The organism is Nocardia sp. NPDC087230 (assembly GCF_044744725.1).
GTDB lineage: Bacteria > Actinomycetota > Actinomycetes > Mycobacteriales > Mycobacteriaceae > Nocardia > Nocardia canadensis.
Window position 1 is genome coordinate 114,470 of the sequence record NZ_JBIUYV010000002.1, and the last position, 20,626, is coordinate 135,095.

A 20,626-nucleotide genomic window follows, 5' to 3' on the forward strand; every position below is an offset into this window, starting at 1 on the left:
GAAGGAGGATGCAACGATGACGTCTGTTCGGACTTCGCGCGGCTGGCGGCGCGTGGCCGTGGCCGCACTCGCCGGTGCGCTCGCCTTCGGCGTCGCCGCCTGCGGTTCCAGCGACGATGCCGCGGGCTCGGGTGAGCCGGTCTCCATCACCCACGCCAAGGGCGAGACCACCGTCACCGGGACGCCGACGAAGATCGTCGCCCTGGGCAACCAGTGGCTCGACACCTCGCTGGCGCTCGGCGTCGTCCCCGTCGGCTACATCGACAACGTCTCCGCGGTCTCCAAGAGCACCCCGCCGTGGGAGCCGGAGAGCCTGAAGTCGGCCAAGGCCCTCAACACCACCGGCAGCATCGCCGAGCAGGTCGCCGCGCTGGAGCCGGACCTGATCCTGGCCGATCCGTTCATCGCCGATCAGAAGACCTACGACGAGCTGTCCAAGATCGCGCCGACGCTGCCCGCGCTGACCAAGGACGCCGTCACCCCGTGGCAGGAACAGGTCACCGCGCTGGGCAAGGTGCTGCACAAGGAATCCGATGCGACCGCGGTGATCAAGAAGGTCGACGACAAGATCGCCGCGATCAGCGCCGCCAACCCGGGTCTGAAGGGCAAGACCTTCGCCAGCACCTGGCTGGCGAGCCCCGCGCAGCTGATGGTGCTGACCGACCCGAACGACGGCTCGGCCAAGGTGTTCACCCAGCTGGGCATGGGCATCCCGGCCGACCTCACCGCGCAGCCGTCCAACCAGGGCCGCCTGGCGCTCTCGCCGGAGCGCGTCGACGAGCTGTCGGCCGACCTGCTGCTGGCCGGCTACTCCCCCGGCCTGGACGAGAAGTACCGCCAGCTGCCCGGTTACGGCGAGCTGCCGTCGGTGCGGAAGGGCTCGGTCGTCTTCTTGACCACGCAGGAGATCAGCGCCATCAACCAGCCCTCGGCGCTGTCGGTGCCCTACATCCTCGACAAGCTGGGCCCCGCCTTCGCCGCCGCGGCGAAGTAGCACCTCTCCCACCACGTTCGACCCCAGCAAGGACTGCGCTGTGCTCGCCTCCACGTACCCCGCCCAGACCCGATTCTCGCTGCGCGCCGGAGTCACCTGCCTCACCACCCCGGCCGGGGCGGTGCTGCTGAATCCGCCGCGCAACGTGAAGCTGACCGGGCTGGGCGCGGGCGCGCTGCAGGCGTTGAAGACGCTGAACCAGGGCCCGGCCACGGCGGCCGAGATGTCGACCGCCGCCGCCGGTGACGACATCACCGGGCTGATGCGCAAACTCACCGACGGCGGCTGGCTGGCCGTCACGGTGCGCGACGGCGGCCGCGACCTCTACAGCATCCGCCCGTTCGCCGAGCCGGCGCCGCGTCCCGAGGTGCCCCTGCCGACCTGGTCGGCGACGCTGTCGAAGTTCGCCGTCCTGCACCGCGACGCCCAGGGTTTCGTGCTCGAGCACCCGCGCGCGTGGTGCGATCTGCGCGTGCACGACCCGCGGCTGCTGGCGCTGCTCGACGGTCCGATGGCCGCCGATTCGCCGGTGCCGGCCGCGGTGAAGTCGCAGTTCATGGCGGATCTGCAGTGGTGCGGTTTCCTCGTCGACGGCGACGAGGAGGAGCACGAGTTCCGCACCCGCTCCTGGAGCGCCCCCGACCTGTGGTTCCACCGCCGCAGCACCCTCGGCGCCCGCACGGTGACCTGGGACGAGTTCGGCCCGACCCGCTGGGCCGACGGCCGCTTCCCCGAATTGCCCGCCCGCCGTGCGCCGTTCGCCGGCGAGCCGATCGCCCTGGCCCGCCCGGACCTGGACGGCCTGCGCGCCGCCGACCCCAGCCTGACCGCCGCCCTCGAGGATCGCGTGTCGACCCGCGCCTTCGACGACGCGGCCCCCATCACCGCCGACCAGCTGGGCGAGCTGCTGTTCCGCAGCGCCCGCACCCGCGCCGACGGCTCCCGCCCCTACCCCTCCGGCGGCGGCGCCTACGAGCTCGAGATCTACCCGGTGATCCGCAATGTCGCAGGCCTGGACAACGGGATGTACCACTACGACTCGGCCGACCACGTCCTGCGCCCGGTCGCCCCCGCCGACTCCCCCGCCGTCCAGAAGCTGCTGAAGTCCACCTCGGCCACCCTCGCCGGCGGCGCCGAACCCCAGGTCCTGCTGCTGGTCTCGGCCCGCGCGGGCCGCGTCATGTGGAGCTACGAGCAGGTCGCCTACGCCAATATCCTCAAGCACGTCGGCGTCCTCATGCAGACCGTCTACCTGGCCGCCACCGCCATGAACCTCGGCGTCGTCGCCCAGGGCTTCAGCGACACCGCCGCCTTCGCCACCGCCACCGGCCTCGACGAACTCGAGGAATGCAACGTCGGCAGCATCATCGTGGGCTCGCGCACCGCCTGAAACTCCCACGAGATCCATCTCACCTCCGGGGAACCGTCGGCGGGTCCGGCGCGTCCAACCTTTCGACGTGCTTCCTATCGGATCGAGGGGTTCATGAACGAGGACTGGTCGGCGCCGACCCGTGCGGCGAACGACGCGTTGCGCGCGCAGATCGACGCGATGCTCGACTCGTTCACGGCCGACAAGTCCGCACTGCTCGACGCCCAGGCGCGGGCGACCGAAGCGGTCAGCGCGTGGTCGGCCGATAACCTGGTCCGGGTCACCGGCACCATCGCCGGTGTCAGCGAAGTGCACATCGAGCCCGACGCCTTCAAGCGCTCGACACCGGATTCGCTGGGCCGCTCGATCACCGAGGCCATCACCGCCATGACCATCGAGGTGCGGCAGATCCAGGAACAGGCGATGGCACCCATCACGGATCTGGCCGGACAGTTCCCCGACCTCCCAGACTTGGTCCCCGGCGCCGTCAGCGTGAAAGACCTGATCGCCCAACTGACTTCGCCACCGGCCACCGAAGACCCCGAACCCCCACGCCGCCTCGTCGAGGACTCCGACGACGACGAGGGCGACTACTTCCGCAACCGGAGCTACCTGCGGTGACACTGGAAGTCGACCCGCAGGCCCTGCGCGCCACCCAACCGTCGTTCACCTCGGTCGCCGACACGATCACCACCGCGGCGGCCGCGCTGGCGCGCGTGATCGCCGACGAAGGCGAATGCTGGGGCAACGACGAGATCGGCCAGGCGTTCGCCAAGAACTACACCCCTGGCGTCGATTCCGGGCAGCAGGCCGTGACCGGATTGGCCACGGTGATGACCCAACTCGGCGCGAACCTGGTCACCATCGCCACCACGCTCGAAGCCCAGGACGCCGGCACCGCGGGCGCGCTCGGCCGAACCACCGGAACCGCCTGAATGGGCATCGAGATCCCCGATGAACTGCAATGGGTGGCGAAATGGATTCTCGGCGCCGGTGATTGGCCCGAGGGCGACGAGACCGCGATGCGCCGCGTCGCCGACGCCTGGACGAGCATGGCGCGGACGCTCGACACCGTCGACGACAACGCCGCGGTCGCGCTGAACGCGGCGCTGACGGCGCTGGCCGAAGGCGAAACCCACACCACCGTCGCCGCCTTCCGCGACAAACTGCTCAACGGTGACGCGGCGACGTTCGCCGCAGTCCGGAAATGGTGCGAGAAGCAGGCCGAACTGCTCGACGACGGCGCCAACGACATCGAGCACACCAAGCTGGTGATCATCGGCACCATGATCATCACCGCGGCCGAACTGGTGGTGGCCGGATTCACCGCGTGGACCGGGGTCGGCGCGGTGGCGGGCGCCGCGGCCAGGGTCGCCGGTCAGATCGCGGTCCGGGTCGCGATCAGACAGTTGATCGCGCGCATGCTGACCCGCGGCGCCGCCAAAGCCGCCGCCCGGCTCGCCTTGCGTGGCGCCGCCTTCGAAGCCCTGGAGGAGGGCGGCACCGACCTGTCCGCCCGCCTCATCCAGCTCTCCAACGGCGACCGCTCGCTGTCGAAGTTCGGCCTGACCGATCTGGGCCTGGCCACCTTCGGCGGTGCCGTCGGCGGCGCGGTCGGCGGCCTCCTCGGCGGCGGCACCGGCGCTCTAGGCGACCTCACCTCCTCCGCCACCGGCAAGCTGGCGGGCAAGGTGGTCGGCGGTACCGTCACCGAACTCGGCGCCGACGTCTCGGCCCAGGTCGCCGCCGCCGGCGTCGGCGCCGCACTCCTCGGCCAGGAATTCAAACTCGACATCGGCCTAGAAACCTTCACCAGCGCCGGCGCGGGCGGCGTCCAGAGCACCATCGAATCCGGCGGCCACGGCGGCCCCGCCGAGGCCCCGACAGTCCCCGAACTCGACACCGAGGCCCCCGACGCCACCACGCCCGCAGGCGACGACTCCGCACCGAACGACCCCGGCACCACCACACCTGCCGGTACCGACACCGACCCCGGCACCACGACCCCCGCGGACGCCGAGACCGAGCCCGGCACCACCACACCCGCAGGAGCCGATACCAACCCCGGCACCACGACCCCCGCGGGCACCGACACCGAGCCCGATGCCACCACACCTGCCGGAACCGATGACGGCGGCGCGAATTCACCCGCCGGCGATACCGAGGGCGCGACGACTGGCGACCCCGATTCACTCACCCCGCCGAACAACGCCCCCGACACTCCGGCGACCGAGCTGTCCCCGTCGGATCCGAGCGACGGCGCTCCCATCCCTGACGACTCCGCGCCGTCCGATCCGAACCACTCCGTCCCCGCCACGACAGACGATTCGGCGCCATCCACCCGAGACGAAAACGGCCCCGGCACAGCCCCGAACCCCGCAGAGACCGTTCCGTCGTCGATCCCGGACAACGCGCCTGCGAACACCGACGACGCCCCACCATCGAACCCGAACACCGTCCCCGCCGAAGCCGAGGCACCCACCACCGCCGACACCACGCCGTCCGATCCGAACGCCAACGGCCCCGTCCAGCCACCGACCTCCGTCGACACCACCACCGATGGCCAGGACAACCCGGAAGTACCAACCCTCCCTTCCCCTGGCGACACCGCCCCCTCGATAACACCCACCGACTCCATCCCAGACCTCCCCACCGATCCGGACCCAGCGAACAACCCACCCGCACAACAGGTCCCGATCACACTGACGCCGAACAACCCGACCCAACCGGACACGACAACAACGGCAAACCCACAAACCCAGCCGACCTCCACCGACACATCGACCGCCGCGACCACGACCGCCCCGGCCCCCCAAACCGGAACCCCCACGCCCACAACGACACCCACCACAACGCCGGCGTCGACCTCGACCACATTCGCCCAGGGCCCCATCTCGACTACGCCGGCATCGTCCCCCAGGTCGACCACGCCACCCCCGGCGACACCGACCACCGGAACCCAGCAGTCCACACCGGCCGCTGCCCGGCCCGTGCCTCCGGCGAGCACCAACCCACCGACCGCTACCGATACGCCGGCGACAGCAAGCCCGGACACGAATACCTCTACGCTCCCAGCGTCGTCCGTCGTGACTGCACAGCCCACAGCCACGCAGAATGTGCCGCCGACACCCACCCCATCGCCGACCCCATCGGATCAGCAGATCGAACCCGGCCACAGCCCGGATGCTCGTGCACTGCGCGATTCGTTGCGGAACCTGCCATCGCAGGACGGCCGGACCACCACGGTCGACACCAATCGGGACCCGTCCCAATCACGACCGCCCGCCTATCGGATCCGACGATTCCAAGTGGGCGGTCGATGGGTCACGGTGGCTACCATCCGGGCCTACGTCCCCAACGCGCATCTGATGACCCCGGCCGAGCTGCACCAGGAAATGGAGTACGCACACGCTGCGATCGACGCCACTTTCAACCACAATCAGGAGCTCCCCGGCGGCGACAGATTCCTCGTCGACGTCGAATTCTCGACGAATCCCAACGCCACCGACCTTCGCCTGAACACCCAGCAGCACCGGTTCGACCTCGCCAACGACCTGCGCGACCACATGGGTCTGCCGCCTGGCAAACCCGAACAGCCACTCACCGACGACGATCTCCGCGCTATCAGCAACGACATCGCCAGAGCGAATACGCCTGCGCCGTTCTCGAACCCGTCCGACCTCCGCACGTTCGCGCCGAACGAGCTGGCGCCGGTCGAACAAGCGAAATTCCAGACCGACGTCGAGGACTACCTCCGCAACGGTAACGAATTCACGATCGGCGCCGACCCGCGCACCAATCCGTACGGTGGAGCCATCAACGATGGTGGCCCGACACAACCAGGGCGCCGCAACAATTGCCTGGACTGTTCACTGTCCGCCCTGTCATCCTTCTACGGCCTGCCACAAGTAGCAGCCCCCCGTAGCTCCGACAAGAAGCCGGATGGCACTCCCGACACCGAAAGTGGTGAAGCATCGGGTCTCGGGCGGGCTGCGCAATGGCTCGGTGGAGGTCTCCTCCACTTCGGCGGTGTGTCGATCAGCCAGCAATACCAGGCACTGCATGATCACATCGCGGCTCTCGGGCCCGGTTCATCCGCGTTGGTTGTCAACAGCTGGCATGCGCAGGACAAGTACGGCAACTTCAAATACAACGCCGACGGATCCCCGGAAATCGACGGATCCCACGCGACTGTGATCGTCTATCCACCCGGCGCCGCCGGCCCCGTATGGTGGGACCCACAATCGGGGTTGACCTCCGACGTCCCCCCGTCCTGGATGGTCGATGCGTCGGTGACCCTCGAATTCACTCCCATCAATCCCAACGGAGGAAACCCGCATGGCGGAACCAATTCTCACGGAGGATCAGGCCCGACAGTCGCTGGCTCGGTTGTTCGGCCCGAATCGGGAGTTCCTGATAATGGAGACCAGACACGGCTGGGTCGGACGAGCGATATTGACGGACAGGGAAGTCGAGCAGGGGCTGGGATTGGGCCTGGGGAACTACGTGCTGAACAAGCAGACCGGAGTGATCACAGCACATCGGAGCCTGCCACCGAAGATGATCGGCGAGGAGTTCGACCAGGCGATCGAGACGGGTCGCCCGATACAGGGCGGCCAGGTGTACCCCCCGCTTCACCGGATCAGCCTCCGGCAGATCTCGGAGGATCAGAGCACGGTCCAGTACGAGATGCAGGTGACCGCGCTCGAACAGACGGACGCCCCGACGACAACTCAGACCCTGACGATCACCAAGAACCCGTACAACTTTCGCCCGACCGACAGTCTGGCGGCCTCGGCGGCGTCATGGGCGGAAGCCCGCTCCCGAGCGACGGGAGCCTGGCCGACGGAGGGCAGCTTCGAGCAGTAGCTCCACCGTCGGACGAAACTCCCTACACCACAGCTACTTCCACAGGCGCGCCGACAGCGCCACCCCAACCCGTACCGTCCACCGGGTCGCCGATCATCCCCGGAGCCACGCCGCATTCGGCCGAGAGCAACGCGACCCAGCCCCCGCTTGCTTCCGCCGTGCCCACCCCCCAGCAGGTACAGAACGCGAATCGATCACGTGCCGCCCGCGACAACCTCCGTGCCCGTCAGCCGGACGGCGGCGTGCAGCCGGTCACCGATCCAAGCGGTCGCCGACGCTTCACCTGGGGCCGCTACACGACCGCTCTCGGCTCGCCCGTCTCTGTCATGCGGATCGGCATCCACCTCACCGGCGCGGCGAATCTCGACCCCGCCGCGGTCGCCGCCCTGCTGCAACGCGCCCAGTTCGCCGTCGACCTGCACTTCAACGGCGGTTTCCAGCTCCCCAACGGGGATTGGATGATGGTCGATCTCGTCCCGGTGACCAACCCTGCCGACGCCGACATGCACATGCCGATCGACAGCTCTGGAATGCCCGGCACGACTCATCCGAACGTCGACCTGCCGGGACTGACCGCCCGGCTGCGCGACCAACTCGGCTTGGACCCGAACGGCGGCCACGTATCCCCTGCTGATCTCGACCAGCTCAGCGCTGCCGTAGATCGCGCCAGATTCACCCCGCCACCACCACCGTGGCTCGACAACCCACCTGCCGGCAACCCCACTTCCGAGCCGCCCCGACCGACCACGCCGACTCCGCCGCCGAACACCCGGCACCAGACTGCGCACGCGGTACCCGACAACCGCCGACAGGTCCCGCCTCCGCCCCGCGATTTCCGCGCACCGGAATCCAACCCGCCAGCGCGGCCTACACTCCCGACATCCGCACCGACGAGTCAGGCACCGCGACCGGTCGACAGCACCGCGCCGCATTCGGATCCGCACACACACGACCCTCATTCGTGGGGCGCCCCGAATCCCAACCACCCATCGCGCACCGGTGGCCGACGCCCGTTGTGGCGGAGAATTCTCGGCCTCCCCCCGCGCGACCCCGCAGCGACCGCCACGGTCCCGCCGTCGACGCCGAGCACCGTCCCACCACCTTCAACACCCCAGGCAGCCGAGTTCCGGCCACAGATCGCGTCTCCGGGTCCCCAGCCGGTGGTGGACGAATTCGGCGCAAGGGCCTATCGCCCAGGCCCTCCATTCCAAACCCAGAACATGGGCCAGCAATATGATGGCGAGCACATCCCGGGCAACCAGGTGTGGCAAACACCGCCCTCTCACGTCGACTACCTCGACATGAACAGGCGTCGAGCGCTTCGGCTCGAAATACGAAACGGACTCCTGTACACCGCGAATGGACAGCTGTTCGACACGCGCGGAGGCCAGACGGTGTGGAGCGGCGGTGGGCGGGCGATATTCGTCATGGACCAGCACGGTAACCTCTATGCCTCACTCGGCCACTCGGCTGGCCGATTTCATCACTCGAGCTTCCTGGCAGGGGCTCCTGTCGCCGCCGCCGGAGAACTCGTAGTCATCGACGGAGTGCTGCAGCTACTCACCGACTCCAGTGGGCACTATCGACCTGAACGAGGCCACACTTTGCAGGCCATCGACCATCTACGTAGGCTCGGGATCCCGCTCAGCGCGGCCCAGGTCGAGTTCGAAGCGCCGCGATGAGGAAGGGACTGAGGATGGACTACTGGACCGGGATCGTTCAACGAATCTTCTACCACATCCAGTTCGAACCAGAGTTGGGCCCGGAACAGGCGGCTAGGATCGCCAACGCGCTCTTGGTCGAACCGATCGAGGACCTAACCGCGGCGGAAGAATATCGATCGCTCGCCGACGGCATCCGTCGCCGGGCACCGCTGCCGACTGTCGTCCGTATGCGCCAGACCGAGTCGGAGCTACGACGATTCCTGGCGCAAGTCGTCGAGAACATGGACTCGATGCGCCCATGGCCGACGCCTCCCTACACAGCGTTGAGTGCCGACTACCTGAACGAGTTCCGGGATGCCCGACCGATAGCCAGGCTCGCGCTCACGGTCAACGAGGTGGAGGGCCGCCTCGCTCGCGCATTCAATCACGACAGCGAGGATGGCCCCTTCCTGTTGCTGAGAATGCGTTCCGGAACGATCGTAGGATTCTTCTCTCCGTATTGGAATGGAAGCCAGGACGTCATCGTCTATGCCGCAGGACCCGCTAATAACCCGGACGAGCCCATCCGCGAGCTGATCGAAACAGGAAGAGTGGAACCGGGCCGGATTTTTCGGCTCGACGACATCGGAATCCAGCCGGATGCAACTCGATATGAGACGACACCAGTACTTGCCACATTCCATGGGGAGCACCTTGCCGAAAACCCCGTATGGGATGGTAAGCAGGTAAAATACCTAGACGATACAGAGCGGCAAAATTTCCGCCTGCACAGCTACGACGGCCTCCTACACGACCACAAGGGCGAGTTGTTCGACACCGCGAAAGCACAGACCCTCTGGACTCCGCAGGGCGGCCGGGCAATTTTCGTCATGGATCATGATGGCTACTTCTACTCCGCGCCATTTCATATTCTGGGCGAGTTTCATCATTCAAGCTTGTCGGCAGGAGCTCCGGTTGCGGGAGCCGGAGAAATTCAGGCAGCGTCCGGGCAAGTTGTCCTCGTCAGCGATCAGAGTAGCCACTACCGGCCGGCCCGAAAGTACACCCACCAGGTGCTGGACAGCCTCCGACGGCAAGGCATAAACGTCAGCGACAATCAGATCGAGTACCATTCCGCTGATTAAGGATCGGGCGCACAGGAAGAGATGATTTCAGCCGAACAAAGTGAGTGACGTGAACTACTGGCGGCCCCTCGTCAATGCGATCCTGTACTCGGTACAGTTCGAGAAGAATCTTGACGAGCATGTCCTCGACCGAATCACGCACGCGCTCTTGACAGAGCCGCTTGCCACCCTCACCCCGGAGGAGGAGTATCGAGCACTCGCCGACGGCCTCACCGCGGCGGAGCCGATACCGACACTCGTACAAATGCGCCAAGGACCGACGGAACTGCGGGAATTCCTGGGCCGAGTAGTTGGGCGTATGGATTCCATGCGCCCGTGGCCGGCGTTACCCTATGCCGTCTTGCCCGAAGACAGCGTGTCGTCCTTCAAAAATGCCACGCCGATCGCACGCATATCGTCCAGCGTCGACGACATCCAAGCCCGGCTATCTCGCGGATTCTATTGGGGCACAGAATACGGAATCTTCCTGCCACTGAGGATGGCGTCGGGGAGAATTATCGGCATGTTCACCCCGTTCTGGGACGACAGCGACGACATCGTTCTCGTCGATGCGACACACGACCCCGAACCGAATGCTGTCATCGATGAATTGCTCTCCGTCACGCGCATCGATCCCAGTCGGGTTACCCGTTTGACCGCCGACGACCTGGAGCAATTCACCGAAGACTACGCGACCACTCCGATTCAAGACAGCTTTCGGGGCGAGAGCCTCCTCGGAAATCCCGTGTGGGGCAACAAACAAGTCGCGTATTTGACGCCCAGCGAACGGGAATCGTATCGGATTACCATCCGCGACGGTTTGCTCTACGACGCTCACGGACGACTGCTGGACACGAGCGATGCCCGCACGCTGTGGTCCCCCAACGGCGGGCGCGCGATTTTCGTGATGGATGGAAGTGGCGCGCTCTACTCTTCACCGCACCACATCCTCGGCGAATTTCATCACTCGAGTTTCCTCGCGGGCGAACCGGCGGCCGGCGCCGGTGAGATCGATGTCAGGCAGGGCCACGTTCGACTGATCAGCGATCAGAGCAGCCACTACCGACCGGCTCGACGCTTCACCGAGCAAGTTGTCGACAGCCTTGCCCGACAGGGTGTTCGGGTCGATGACCTCCAGGTCGAATACCACTCGCCGCCGGACCGGACGTCGTGAACGGTCCGTGTCAGCCCGACGCCGAAGGAGGCAGTGTGCCCGAGAGCAGGCGCCTCGCTACCGAGGAACAGGTCATCGGTTACCTGCGAAGGGCGCTGAACACTCCCGGAGATTTCCTCGTCTGGGAAACTCCGACGATATGGGTTTGCCAGGAGAAGCCTCATCCGGCGAATGAGCGGCCGGCACAGCAGGGCGACACAACGATGCCACCCCGGACCCAGGTGGTGGTTACAAGGTGTACGGGATCGAGAAGAAGAACGCGCATATTCATCTCATCGGCCAGAACCCACCGGATCACCCCGTCCACCTGCTCGACCGCGCGAACTGGGACAAGGCCTACTTCCGAGTGGGACTGATCCACCCGGAGCCCTGGCAGGTACGGATCGAACTACTCCGGGATACCGGGCGAGTACTGACGGTCCGAGCTCGATGCATCTCCCGATCCGACCCGCCTCAGCCACCGATCGACCAGCGGGTCAGCATCGACAAAGTGACCAGGAAGATCGACTACGGCATGATCCCGGCGCCCCCTGTCCTGATCCAAGCGGTGACGAAGGTCCGGCACTCGCTCTCCGACGGCGAGCCATGGTCGGTGGCAACAACATTCGACATCTGAGCACATACCGCAGGTAACTGTGGTCGGCGAGGCGCGAGGACGAAGGTCCACCGTGGGGATCTCCCCGGTGATCCGGCGTGCCTCGGAGACCGAGGAGGTTGTGTTCGGGTCGGGTGGGTATCCGTAAGGTCGTCGGGGATGGCGGACGGCCGCAGGCGGGGATGGAACCGGTCGGGGGTTGGGTGCGTCTAAGGATGTAGTGGCGGGGAACTGTCGCATCTGACCAGGTAGGAGAGCTGTGCGAGGCGTTGTGGTGATACGGGCCATGGTCTGTGGGCTGGCCGGTGTGGCGGTGCTTGCTGGGTGTGGGGATACCGAGCAGGGGGCCGGCGCGCCTACGAAGGCGGGGGCGACCGAGGTGTTCAACCCGTGTCGGGGGGCGCTGTCGGACGAGGTGCTGCGGAGCGTTGGATTGGACCCGACGACGAAGCTGGTCACGACTGATCCACCGAGTGGAGTGTCCGCATGGCGAATCTGCGACTGGGCACCGACCGATGATCGATACGGTTCGGGCCGCCGTATGGTCGGTGTCGGCTCGACCAGCCACACGCTCGACCAAGCCAGGGAGAAGGACGGCGTCACCGTCATCCGGGAGACCACGGTCAACTCCCGCCCCGGACTGGTCTCGAAGGAGAACAGCACTCCCGACATCTGCTACGTGTCATTCGAGGCTGAACAAGGCATGTTCGAAGTGACGGCAGCCTGGCTGAGTACTGAGGGGCCTCGAGTCGGCGATCTCTGTGACATGGCGGGGAAGTATGCGGCAGCGCTAGAGCCACACCTGCCGAAGTAGATACGGGGAGGGTATGGAAATGACTCAGGATCACGCCGCATACTGGCGGAACATGAAGCAACAGGCCGTCGACGGCGAGCTCGAGATCGACGAAGGCCTCGGCCAGGCGATCGCCGACGTCGCAAACCAGTATGTGATCGACCTCGAAGCGCAGAAGCTCGTCGCGAGCAAGCTCGACCGCATGACGGGATGGGGCGGTCTTCCCTCTGCAATGGCGATCCAGAAGAAGCTCGAGGCCAAAGCCACCGCCGACGAATCCGCGGTACAGCGCTTGGAACAGCACATCGCCATCGCCCGCGATCAACGCGATACCTTTCTCGCAGCCATCGGCAAACTACAAGCCGTCGACCAGCAGACCGCAGGCGAACTCGGAGCGACGGGAGCTGGCATCTGATGTCGTTCTGGACCGACGGCACCATCGGTGAGTTCTTCTTCCACGCCGGCACATTCGGCATTTTCAAAGTCGCAGACAACTATGACCGGGCAGACGAGTTCAGCAGGCTCGATCAGGATGGCCGGGAAAAATGGGAGGGCGATCGGACCATCATCAGCAGCGAGTGGGCGCGGCTGAGCGCCGATTCCGGACTGACAATGGACAAGGCATCGGTGACCGACCCGGAGCAGTTCAGTACCTGGTCGCACCTGAAGATATGGGAAGCGCTCAACGGCAAGGACGGCGCGGCCGGTGTCGATGCGACGGAGGTCAACGCCGGTGCGGATGGCTGGCGGCGGCTCACGACAGGGACCGAGACCGCGGTCAATACCTATCGGACCAACTTCGAGCGAGTGCTGTCCGAAAAGTGGTCGGGGCAATCGGGAAACGCGGCAATCGACGCGGTCAAGAGCTACACCACTGACGCAGCGAAGCTGCATACGGCGTTTCAGATGGTCGCCAACGGCATCGACCACATGGAAGGTCTCCTCGGGCAGGCGAAAATCGCGATTCCTAAGCCGGAGAACATATCCAGCTTCGACGAGTTCATCAGCCACATCCCCGGCAACGGTGTGGTCAAGGCCGCGAAGCACCGGGCCACCGAAGCAGAGGAAGACGCCCGGCTCTTCATGATTGGTACCTACCAGCCGGGTTCGATCGTTGTCGACAAGCAGACTCCGGTCCTGCCACTGCCAGTCAACAACACCGAGAATCCCGGCGACGGCGATCCCAGGACCCGCAACGGCAACGACGGGACCACCAACGGGACCACCAACAACAACGGCACCACGCCGGGAACCGATCCCGCTGGGACGCAGGAGAATCCCGGGACGACCTCGCCGCAGACGACCGATACCGGTGACGATCAGAACGACGACGGCACCGACGACAGCAGTGACGACGACTCGACCTCGCCCAGCAGCACCGATCCGTCGGCGACCACGCCCGCCACGACGACGCCGGGAACCGGGCAGCCGACGACCCCCGGTGACACCAAGACCGGCGGCTCGCCCGGCGGAGGATCGCCCGGGTCCGGTGTGTCCACCGGCGCGGGCGTGCCCGGTGCGGGGCGCAGTGTGTCGGGCACGCCAGGTGGCGCGGCCTCCGGCGCTCGCGCGGCGACGGCGGGTACCGCCGGTGCGCGGGGTATGAGCGGCATGCCCGGCATGATGGGCGGCGGGCGTGGTGGCAACGGCAAGGACGACGAGAACGAGCACACCAGCCCCGATTACCTCATTCAGGATCGGGAGAGCGAGCTCATCGGCCAGTTGCCGCCGACTCTGCCGCCGGGTGGAGTGATCGGCGCGTGAGCTGGGAGCAAGCCTTGGAGGACAGGGAACCGACACGGGGCGAGCAGGTGCCGCTGGGCCGCTGGCGGCTCGACGCGCACGCGTTCGCCATCGGCGTCGAGGGGCACGGGCGGGACCGGCTGCCGTATCCGCTGACCTTTCGCCCCGAGTTCGCGGAGACGATCGAGATCCATGCCGAGCGGCGTCGGGCGGCCGGGCTGCGGCTGCAGCAGGTCTACGACCAGCGGCTGCACAAGGTGTTCGGCGCGCTGCTCGAGCCGGAGGTGCGGGTCGAGATCGAGGGCCTGTGCGGGCCCGGTCAGACCGAGGTCGTGCGGGTCTACGCGGGGATCATCGAGGATCACGCGGCCTTGGCGGTCCAGGCGCACGGGCCGACCCGGGACGAAGGTGGCGATCTCACGCTGAGCATCGTGCCGCTGGCCGACCTGGCCGCCGAGATCGTCGCGGCGCTGCCGCGCGTGCCGGGCGGGACCACGCCCCGCTTCGAGGGGCGCCGCAGCGATCTCGACGCGGCCACCTACGCCAGGCATCCGACCCGCCTGTCCACCGTCGAGCAGACGCAGCGCTTCTTCCGCCGGGCCCGGATCGGGACCGGCGAGATCACCGTCTACCCGGGCTACCAGGTCGACGCTCGACCCACCGGCGACGGCAAGGCTTTCCTCTGGCTGGACTACCCCGACGACGGCCGATACCTGCTGCAGCACCAGGGCCCCGACGAGTTCACCGTCATCCCCGGCCCACCCGCCGAACTGACCCACCGGCTCGCCCGGCAGATCGCGATCTGCGCCGACCGACGGTCCGGTCGGCGCTGACGATGGCGATCTACCTGGTCTTCCGGCTGCGTTCGGAGGCGGACGACCACGTGGTCTACGAATACGCCGGGGTGGACCACGTGTTCGACCGGACGGTCGTGATCAGAACCGCCGACTACGCCGTCAGCACGCCGGACGGCGAGAGGGGCGGGCCGGCCGCGCGCGTCGCCGGAACGGCGATCCACGAGCACCGGACCTCCGGAACATGGCTGAAGGTCGGCTCGCAGCAGTCGTAGTTCGAGACAAGCGCCACTGCATTGTCATCGCTGATACCTCCGACCTGATCGACGCCATCGCGGCCCGGCCCCGGAGGGGGACGCCCGGCCGGGATGTCTACTTCCCGCGCAGGCCGAAGGGGTTGCCGTCGGGATCGGTGAGCACGCAGACGCGCAGGCCGGGGGCTACTTCCCGGGGCGCGGAGTGTTCGGTGGCGCCCGTGGCGAGCAGGGCGGTGCGGGTGGCGTCGACGTTCTCGACGTCGGTGAAGGCGATGGGGCCCGCGCCTGCGTCGCCCTGGGGGTTGAGGCTGATTTCGAAGCCGTCGACGTTGTAGCCCACGTAGTAGGGCTCGTCGGTGTGGGGAGTGCCGTAGAGGGCGGTGTAGACCTTCTTGGCCGATTCCAGGTCGGTGACGGGGATGACTACGGCGCCGATGGTGGGGCTCATCTTGGCTTCCTTCCGAAGGGTGTCGGTGAAGAACGTGATGCTCCGTCCGCCAGCCTAACCACCGGAAATGGCGAAAGCGGGCAGCCGGGGCTGCCCGCTTTCGCCGGTGTCTCGCGTCAGATGGCGTCGGCCAGAGCGGCGATCGCCTCGGTCCAGAGGTCGGCGAAGCGTGCCGCCTGGGCTTCGGTGAACAGGGCCGTGCTCCAGCGGAAGTTGGTGGTCAGGGCGGGGCCGTCAGGGGTGGTGCCGATGCCGGCGATGACGTCGACCGCGTACCGCAGCGGCAGGTCGGGTTCGGGGTCGAGCGGCAGGGCCGCGTCGTGGGCGCCGACCAGCAGCGACCAGGGGTTGCCCTCGGTGCCGGAGAGGTCGATGCGGCCCAGGTAGTTGAACTCGACCTGGGGTTCGGCCGCGCCGCGGAGGTCGGGAACGCGGTCGACATAGCGGAGCAGGCCGTAATCGAGGCCCTGGTGGGGGATCTCGCGCAGATGTGTCGCGACGCTGTCCAGCAGAGCGCGGGTGGCGGCCGGATCCGCTTGCGCGCGGGCGACATCCACCGCGTGCTCGCCGACACCGAGGCGCACGGGGAACACGCTGGTGAACCAGCCGAGGGTGTTGGCGGTGTCGGTGCCGAGTTCGGCGTCGGCGCGACCGTGACCCTCCAGCGCGATCAAAGCGCCTGCGGCGGGGTCGTTTCCGTTGTCGGCGTGCACCGATGCCATGGTCATGGTGAGGGCGGTGAGCAGCAGCTCACGGACACCCTCGTCCTTGCCCGCGCGGGCCAGCAGACGTTCGGTCAGGGCGACCGGGGTTGCGACCGTGCTGACGCGCAGAGTGGACCAGGTGTCGGTGGCCGGGGCGGGCACTCGCGCGCCCAGCGCGGCGTCGGGCGCGGCGACCTGGGCGGCCCAATAGTCGCGCTGGGCCAGCACTTCCGGTTCGGCGGCGCGCTGCCACAGGGCTTCGGACCACTGCCGGTAGGAGGTGAACTCGGGCAGCATCTTCGGCGTCACGCCGGACTGGACCTGCTGCCACGCGGCGGCCAGGCCGTCGATCATGATGTGCCAGGAGACGACGTCCACGGCGAGGTGATGGATCGCCAGTAGCAGGACGTCACCGTCGGTCCCGGCCACACCCGAGGTAGTGCCGCCGACCGCCGCCGCGGCATCCGCACCGGCGGCATCCGCGGCGCTCCTCGTCCCCGCGAACCACACCGCCCGGACCATGTCGCCCGCGCGCGGGTCGATGGCGTCGTTGGCGGTGCGCGCGAATTCGGTGATGGCCGAGTCGAGTTCGGTACCGGTGAGGCCGCGCGGCGCCTCGATGACGACATCGGCGGCCCGCACCGCACCGGGCGCCCTGGTGACCATGCGTGGTCCGTCGGGAGTGTCGGTGAGCACGGCGCGCAGGGTGTCGTGCGCGTCGAGCAGGGCTTGCAGCGTGGCTTCCAGTCCGGCGCGGTCGATTTCGGCGGGCAGGCGCAGCAGGGCGCTCTGGGTGAAGCGGCGGTAGTTGCCGTACTCGTACAGCCACGACACCACCGGCAGCGGCGGAACCACCCCGTAGGCGTCGGCGCCGGACTGGGCGGCCACGGCCGGGCCGTCGTCGGCCGCGGCGGCGAGTTCGCGAATGGTGGGGCAGGCCAGCACCATTCGGGGATTGAGCGCGATGCCGCGGCGCCGGGCCTTGTTGACCAGCGAGATCGCGACGATGCTGTCGACGCCGAGCTCGTAGAAGTCGGCGTCGACGCCGGGGGCGCGGCCGTCGAACAGTTCGGCGAAGACCTCGCTGAGCGCGATCTCGGTGGGGGTCTCGGCGGCGGCGTTGCCGTCGGCGGCCGAGAGGGTCCGCTCGGCGAGTTCGTGCAGGGCGTGCCCGTCGAGCTTGCCGTTGACGTTCACCGGCAGCTGCTCGAGGACGACGATCCGCGCGGGAATCATGTACGCGGGCAGGCGCTGGGCCAGGTCGGCGCGCACCCGGCTGACGACCACCGCGCGTCCCGCCTTGCCGACGACGAAGCCGACCAGCGAGGCGCCACCGGCGCGCCGCACCACGGTCACCGCGGCGGTGTCGATGTCGGCGGAGCGGCGCAGGGCGGTCTCGATCTCGCCGACCTCGATGCGGTAGCCGCGCACCTTGACCTGCGCGTCGGCGCGGCCCAGGTAGCCGAAGCGGCCGCCCGGCAGCCTGCGCACGAGGTCGCCGGTGCGGTACATCCGCTGACCGGGCCGGTGCGGGTCGGCGCAGAAGCGGTCGGCGGTGATGGCGGGCTTGCCCAGGTAGCCGCGGGCCAGCTGCACGCCCGAGAGGTAGAGCTCGCCGACGATGCCGGGCGGCACCGGGCGCAGCCGCGAGTCCAGGACGTATCCGGCCATGCCGCCGTTGGCGGTGCCGATGGTCGGGATCTCCGAAGTGGCGACCGGGGCGACGACCGCTTCGACGGTGGTCTCGGTGGGGCCGTAGCAGTTGTAGACGGCCGTGCCGGGCAGCGCGCGCAGGCGAGCCCACAGGGCGGTGTCGATCGCCTCGCCGCCGAGTGCGAGCACCGGCAGCTCCCGGTCGAGCAGGCCCGCCGCCGCCAGCTGCGCCAGCATGGACGGGGTGGTGTCGATCATGTCGATGCCGAATTCGGCCATGCCGGAGACGATCCGGTGCGCGTCGCGCATTTCCTCGGCGTCGAACAGGTGCAGCGCCTGACCGGCGAAGAAACCGACCATCGGCTGCCAGGACGCGTCGAACCCGAGCGACCAGGCGTGCGCGATCCGCAGCGGGCGGCCGAGCTTCGCCATCGCGGGGCGGTAGAAGCGCTCCAGGTGATCGGCGAAGTACCCGGCCAGGGCGGCATTGGTGCCGACGACGCCCTTGGGCTCGCCGGTCGAGCCGGAGGTGAAGATAATGTAGGCGCTGTGCTCGAGCTCGCGGCGCACCGCGGGGGCCTGCGCGGGGCGGGCGGCGACGTGGTCGACGACGGCGGGGTCGTCGAGCAGCAAGATTTCCATCGATCGCTGATCGACCCGCGCCGAATCGTTCCCGGCGCGGGGCGACCCGGCATCGATCGCTTCCGATCCGCCGAGTCGGTGACGGTCTCCCGCCGAACCGAGGGCGATACCGTCGAGCAGCGCACGATCCTTGCCGAAGGCGATGGCGAGCACCGGGTTCGCCTGACGCAGAATGGATTCGATGCGGCCGACCGGCAGCGAGATATCGACCGGCACATAGGCGGCCCCGGCGGCGAAGGTCGCAAGGATGGCGACGATCGACGCGGTGCCGCGCGGGAGCATCAGGGCGACAACGGTTTCCGGTCCCACTCCGTGAGCGGCGAACTCCCCCGCCAGCCGGCAGGCCTGATCGTGCAGCTCGCGATAGGTGAAGACCTCACCCGAGGTGGTGGTGAGCGCGGTCGCGTCGGGTGTCGCTGCGGCCTGGCGCGCGAACAGTTCCCACGGCGTGGCGGTCGGCGGGGGCGCGATATCGGTTGCCGCCGAGCGTAGTTCGGCGTGTTCCTCGACGGTGAGCAGGTCGATCGCGTCGAGCGTGGCCTCGGCGTCGAGCCCGGGCAGCGCGCGCAGCACCGCGACCAGGCGAGCACCGAGATCGGCCGGGTCGAGGTGGCCGAGCAGGGCCGGGATCGCCTCGACGAGGACCAGCAGATCGCCCTCGCTCAGGTGCGAGACGACGGTGAGCGGGTAATGGGCCAGGCTCTCCATCTCGATCGGCCGGAACCGCGCGCCGTCGGGCGCGGTGACGGTCTGGATGGCGTCGTCGATCGGGGCGTTCTCGAAGACGAACAGGGTGTCGAACAGCGATCCGTGCCCGGCCGCGCGCTGCAACGTCGACAGGCTCAGGTAGCCGATGTCGCGCATGGCGGCCGACTCCCGTTGCAGGCGAGCGCATTGCGCGACAACCGGCTCGGCGGGCTCGAGGCGGTGCACGACCGGGACGGTGTTGATGAACAGCCCGACCATGCCCTCCACACCCGCGAGCTTCTCGGGGCGGCCGGAGATGGTGGTGCCGTAGACGACATCGCGACGATCGGTGATCCGGCCGAGCAGCAGCGTCCAGGCGAACTGGACGGCGGTATTGAGCGTCATGCCGTTGGCGCGGGCCCAGCGCTGCAACCGCTCGGTCTCGGTGGCGGACAAGCGGAGTCGCGTGGTCTGCGGCACGGCGGAACCGCGCTCGCCGGTGCCGTCGGCGAGCACCAGCGGTGCGCTGACCCGCGACAAGTACTCGGCCCACCGGCGGGCGGCGGCGTCGTGATCCTGGGCGCCGAGCCAGCCGATGTAGTCGCGGTAGGGACGCGGGGCGGGCAGCCCGTCGAGGCTGCCGCCTGCCTGGTAGACGGCGAGCAGTTCGGTGAAGAACACCGCGACCGCCCAGCCGTCCATCAGAATGTGGTGCGCGGTGAGGATCATCCGCTTGCGCGGCTCGGGCGCGTCGGTGACGTCGAGCAGCAGCACCCGCAGCGCCGGGCCCCGGTTGAGCGCGAACGGCACGCGCCGCTCGGATTCGGCGATCGCGTCGAACTCCGTGGTGCGCGCGTCGCGCTCGGTCCAGGGCAGCTCGGCGCGGGACGGGATGATCTGCACCGGCTTGGGCACATCGGTGTCCCAGAACGCGGCACGCAGGTTCGGATGCCGGTCGAGCATGGCCTGCGCGCTGCGGCGCAGCAGCTCGGCGTCGAGCGGGCCATCGATGTCGACCACGAATTGCATCGTGTACAGGTCGATCTCGGTGCCCGCCAACCGCGACAGCGAGAAGAGCCCCTCCTGCAGCGGGCTCAGCGCCAGCACGTCCTCGATCTGCGGGGCACTCATGCGATG

15 protein-coding genes are annotated in these 20,626 nt (G+C 67.9%); 13 read left to right on the plus strand and 2 right to left on the minus strand.

All coding sequences use genetic code 11. The features are described 5' to 3' along the window. Positions 1-16 precede the first annotated feature (16 nt). From ACIO52_RS06865 to ACIO52_RS06925, 13 genes are all read left to right on the plus strand, one after another. Positions 17-994, plus strand: coding sequence for an ABC transporter substrate-binding protein (locus ACIO52_RS06865; RefSeq protein ID WP_316573533.1), 978 nt, complete (start codon positions 17-19; stop codon positions 992-994). Between the two features lie 40 nt (positions 995-1,034). Further along, positions 1,035-2,384 carry a SagB family peptide dehydrogenase gene (locus tag ACIO52_RS06870; protein ID WP_402642299.1) on the plus strand — a complete coding sequence of 450 codons (1,350 nt, stop codon included), beginning with the start codon at positions 1,035-1,037 and terminating at the stop codon, positions 2,382-2,384. Between the two features lie 93 nt (positions 2,385-2,477). Further along, positions 2,478-2,984 carry a YbaB/EbfC family nucleoid-associated protein gene (locus ACIO52_RS06875; protein ID WP_342800214.1) on the plus strand — a complete coding sequence of 169 codons (507 nt, stop codon included), beginning with the start codon at positions 2,478-2,480 and terminating at the stop codon, positions 2,982-2,984. Then, on the plus strand, positions 2,981-3,298 hold the full coding sequence (locus ACIO52_RS06880; protein WP_402642303.1) for a type VII secretion target: 318 nt from the start codon (positions 2,981-2,983) through the stop codon (positions 3,296-3,298). The genes ACIO52_RS06875 and ACIO52_RS06880 overlap by 4 nt, the downstream gene beginning before the upstream one ends. Further along, a complete protein-coding gene (locus ACIO52_RS06885) occupies positions 3,299-8,914 on the plus strand; it encodes a toxin glutamine deamidase domain-containing protein (protein ID WP_402642306.1) in 5,616 nt (1,871 codons plus the stop codon). A gap of 14 nt (positions 8,915-8,928) precedes the next feature. Further along, complete coding sequence (locus tag ACIO52_RS06890) at positions 8,929-10,020, plus strand: hypothetical protein (RefSeq protein WP_402642309.1); 1,092 nt, start codon at positions 8,929-8,931, stop codon at positions 10,018-10,020. A gap of 49 nt (positions 10,021-10,069) precedes the next feature. After that, positions 10,070-11,173, plus strand: a complete 1,104-nt coding sequence (locus ACIO52_RS06895; RefSeq protein ID WP_402642312.1) for a hypothetical protein — start codon at positions 10,070-10,072, stop codon at positions 11,171-11,173. Positions 11,174-11,408: 235 nt separating this feature from the next. Beyond that, positions 11,409-11,789 (plus strand): hypothetical protein, encoded by a 381-nt coding sequence (locus ACIO52_RS06900; protein ID WP_402642315.1) that lies wholly within the window; start codon positions 11,409-11,411, stop codon positions 11,787-11,789. 265 nt (positions 11,790-12,054) lie between these two features. Next, the gene (locus tag ACIO52_RS06905) at positions 12,055-12,582 is read left to right on the plus strand and encodes a DUF3558 domain-containing protein (protein WP_316573709.1); all 528 of its coding nucleotides are present in this window, start codon (positions 12,055-12,057) and stop codon (positions 12,580-12,582) included. A gap of 52 nt (positions 12,583-12,634) precedes the next feature. Continuing rightward, positions 12,635-12,976, plus strand: a complete 342-nt coding sequence (locus ACIO52_RS06910; protein ID WP_316573528.1) for a hypothetical protein — start codon at positions 12,635-12,637, stop codon at positions 12,974-12,976. Continuing rightward, entirely contained in the window at positions 12,976-14,325 is a 1,350-nt protein-coding gene (locus tag ACIO52_RS06915) for a hypothetical protein (protein WP_402642318.1), read from the plus strand. The genes ACIO52_RS06910 and ACIO52_RS06915 overlap by 1 nt, the downstream gene beginning before the upstream one ends. Next, a complete protein-coding gene (locus ACIO52_RS06920) occupies positions 14,322-15,137 on the plus strand; it encodes an ESX secretion-associated protein EspG (protein WP_342800220.1) in 816 nt (271 codons plus the stop codon). Before ACIO52_RS06915 ends, ACIO52_RS06920 begins: the two co-directional genes overlap by 4 nt. Before the next feature lie 2 nt (positions 15,138-15,139). Beyond that, positions 15,140-15,373, plus strand: coding sequence for a hypothetical protein (locus ACIO52_RS06925; RefSeq protein ID WP_402642321.1), 234 nt, complete (start codon positions 15,140-15,142; stop codon positions 15,371-15,373). A 97-nt stretch (positions 15,374-15,470) separates the two neighbouring features. Here the strand turns inward: ACIO52_RS06925 and ACIO52_RS06930 are convergent, their stop codons facing one another. Both ACIO52_RS06930 and ACIO52_RS06935 read right to left on the minus strand, forming a co-directional pair. After that, a complete protein-coding gene (locus ACIO52_RS06930) occupies positions 15,471-15,803 on the minus strand; it encodes a VOC family protein (protein WP_218719414.1) in 333 nt (110 codons plus the stop codon). Positions 15,804-15,919: 116 nt separating this feature from the next. After that, positions 15,920-20,620 (minus strand): amino acid adenylation domain-containing protein, encoded by a 4,701-nt coding sequence (locus ACIO52_RS06935; RefSeq protein WP_402642326.1) that lies wholly within the window; start codon positions 20,618-20,620, stop codon positions 15,920-15,922. Positions 20,621-20,626 lie beyond the last annotated feature (6 nt).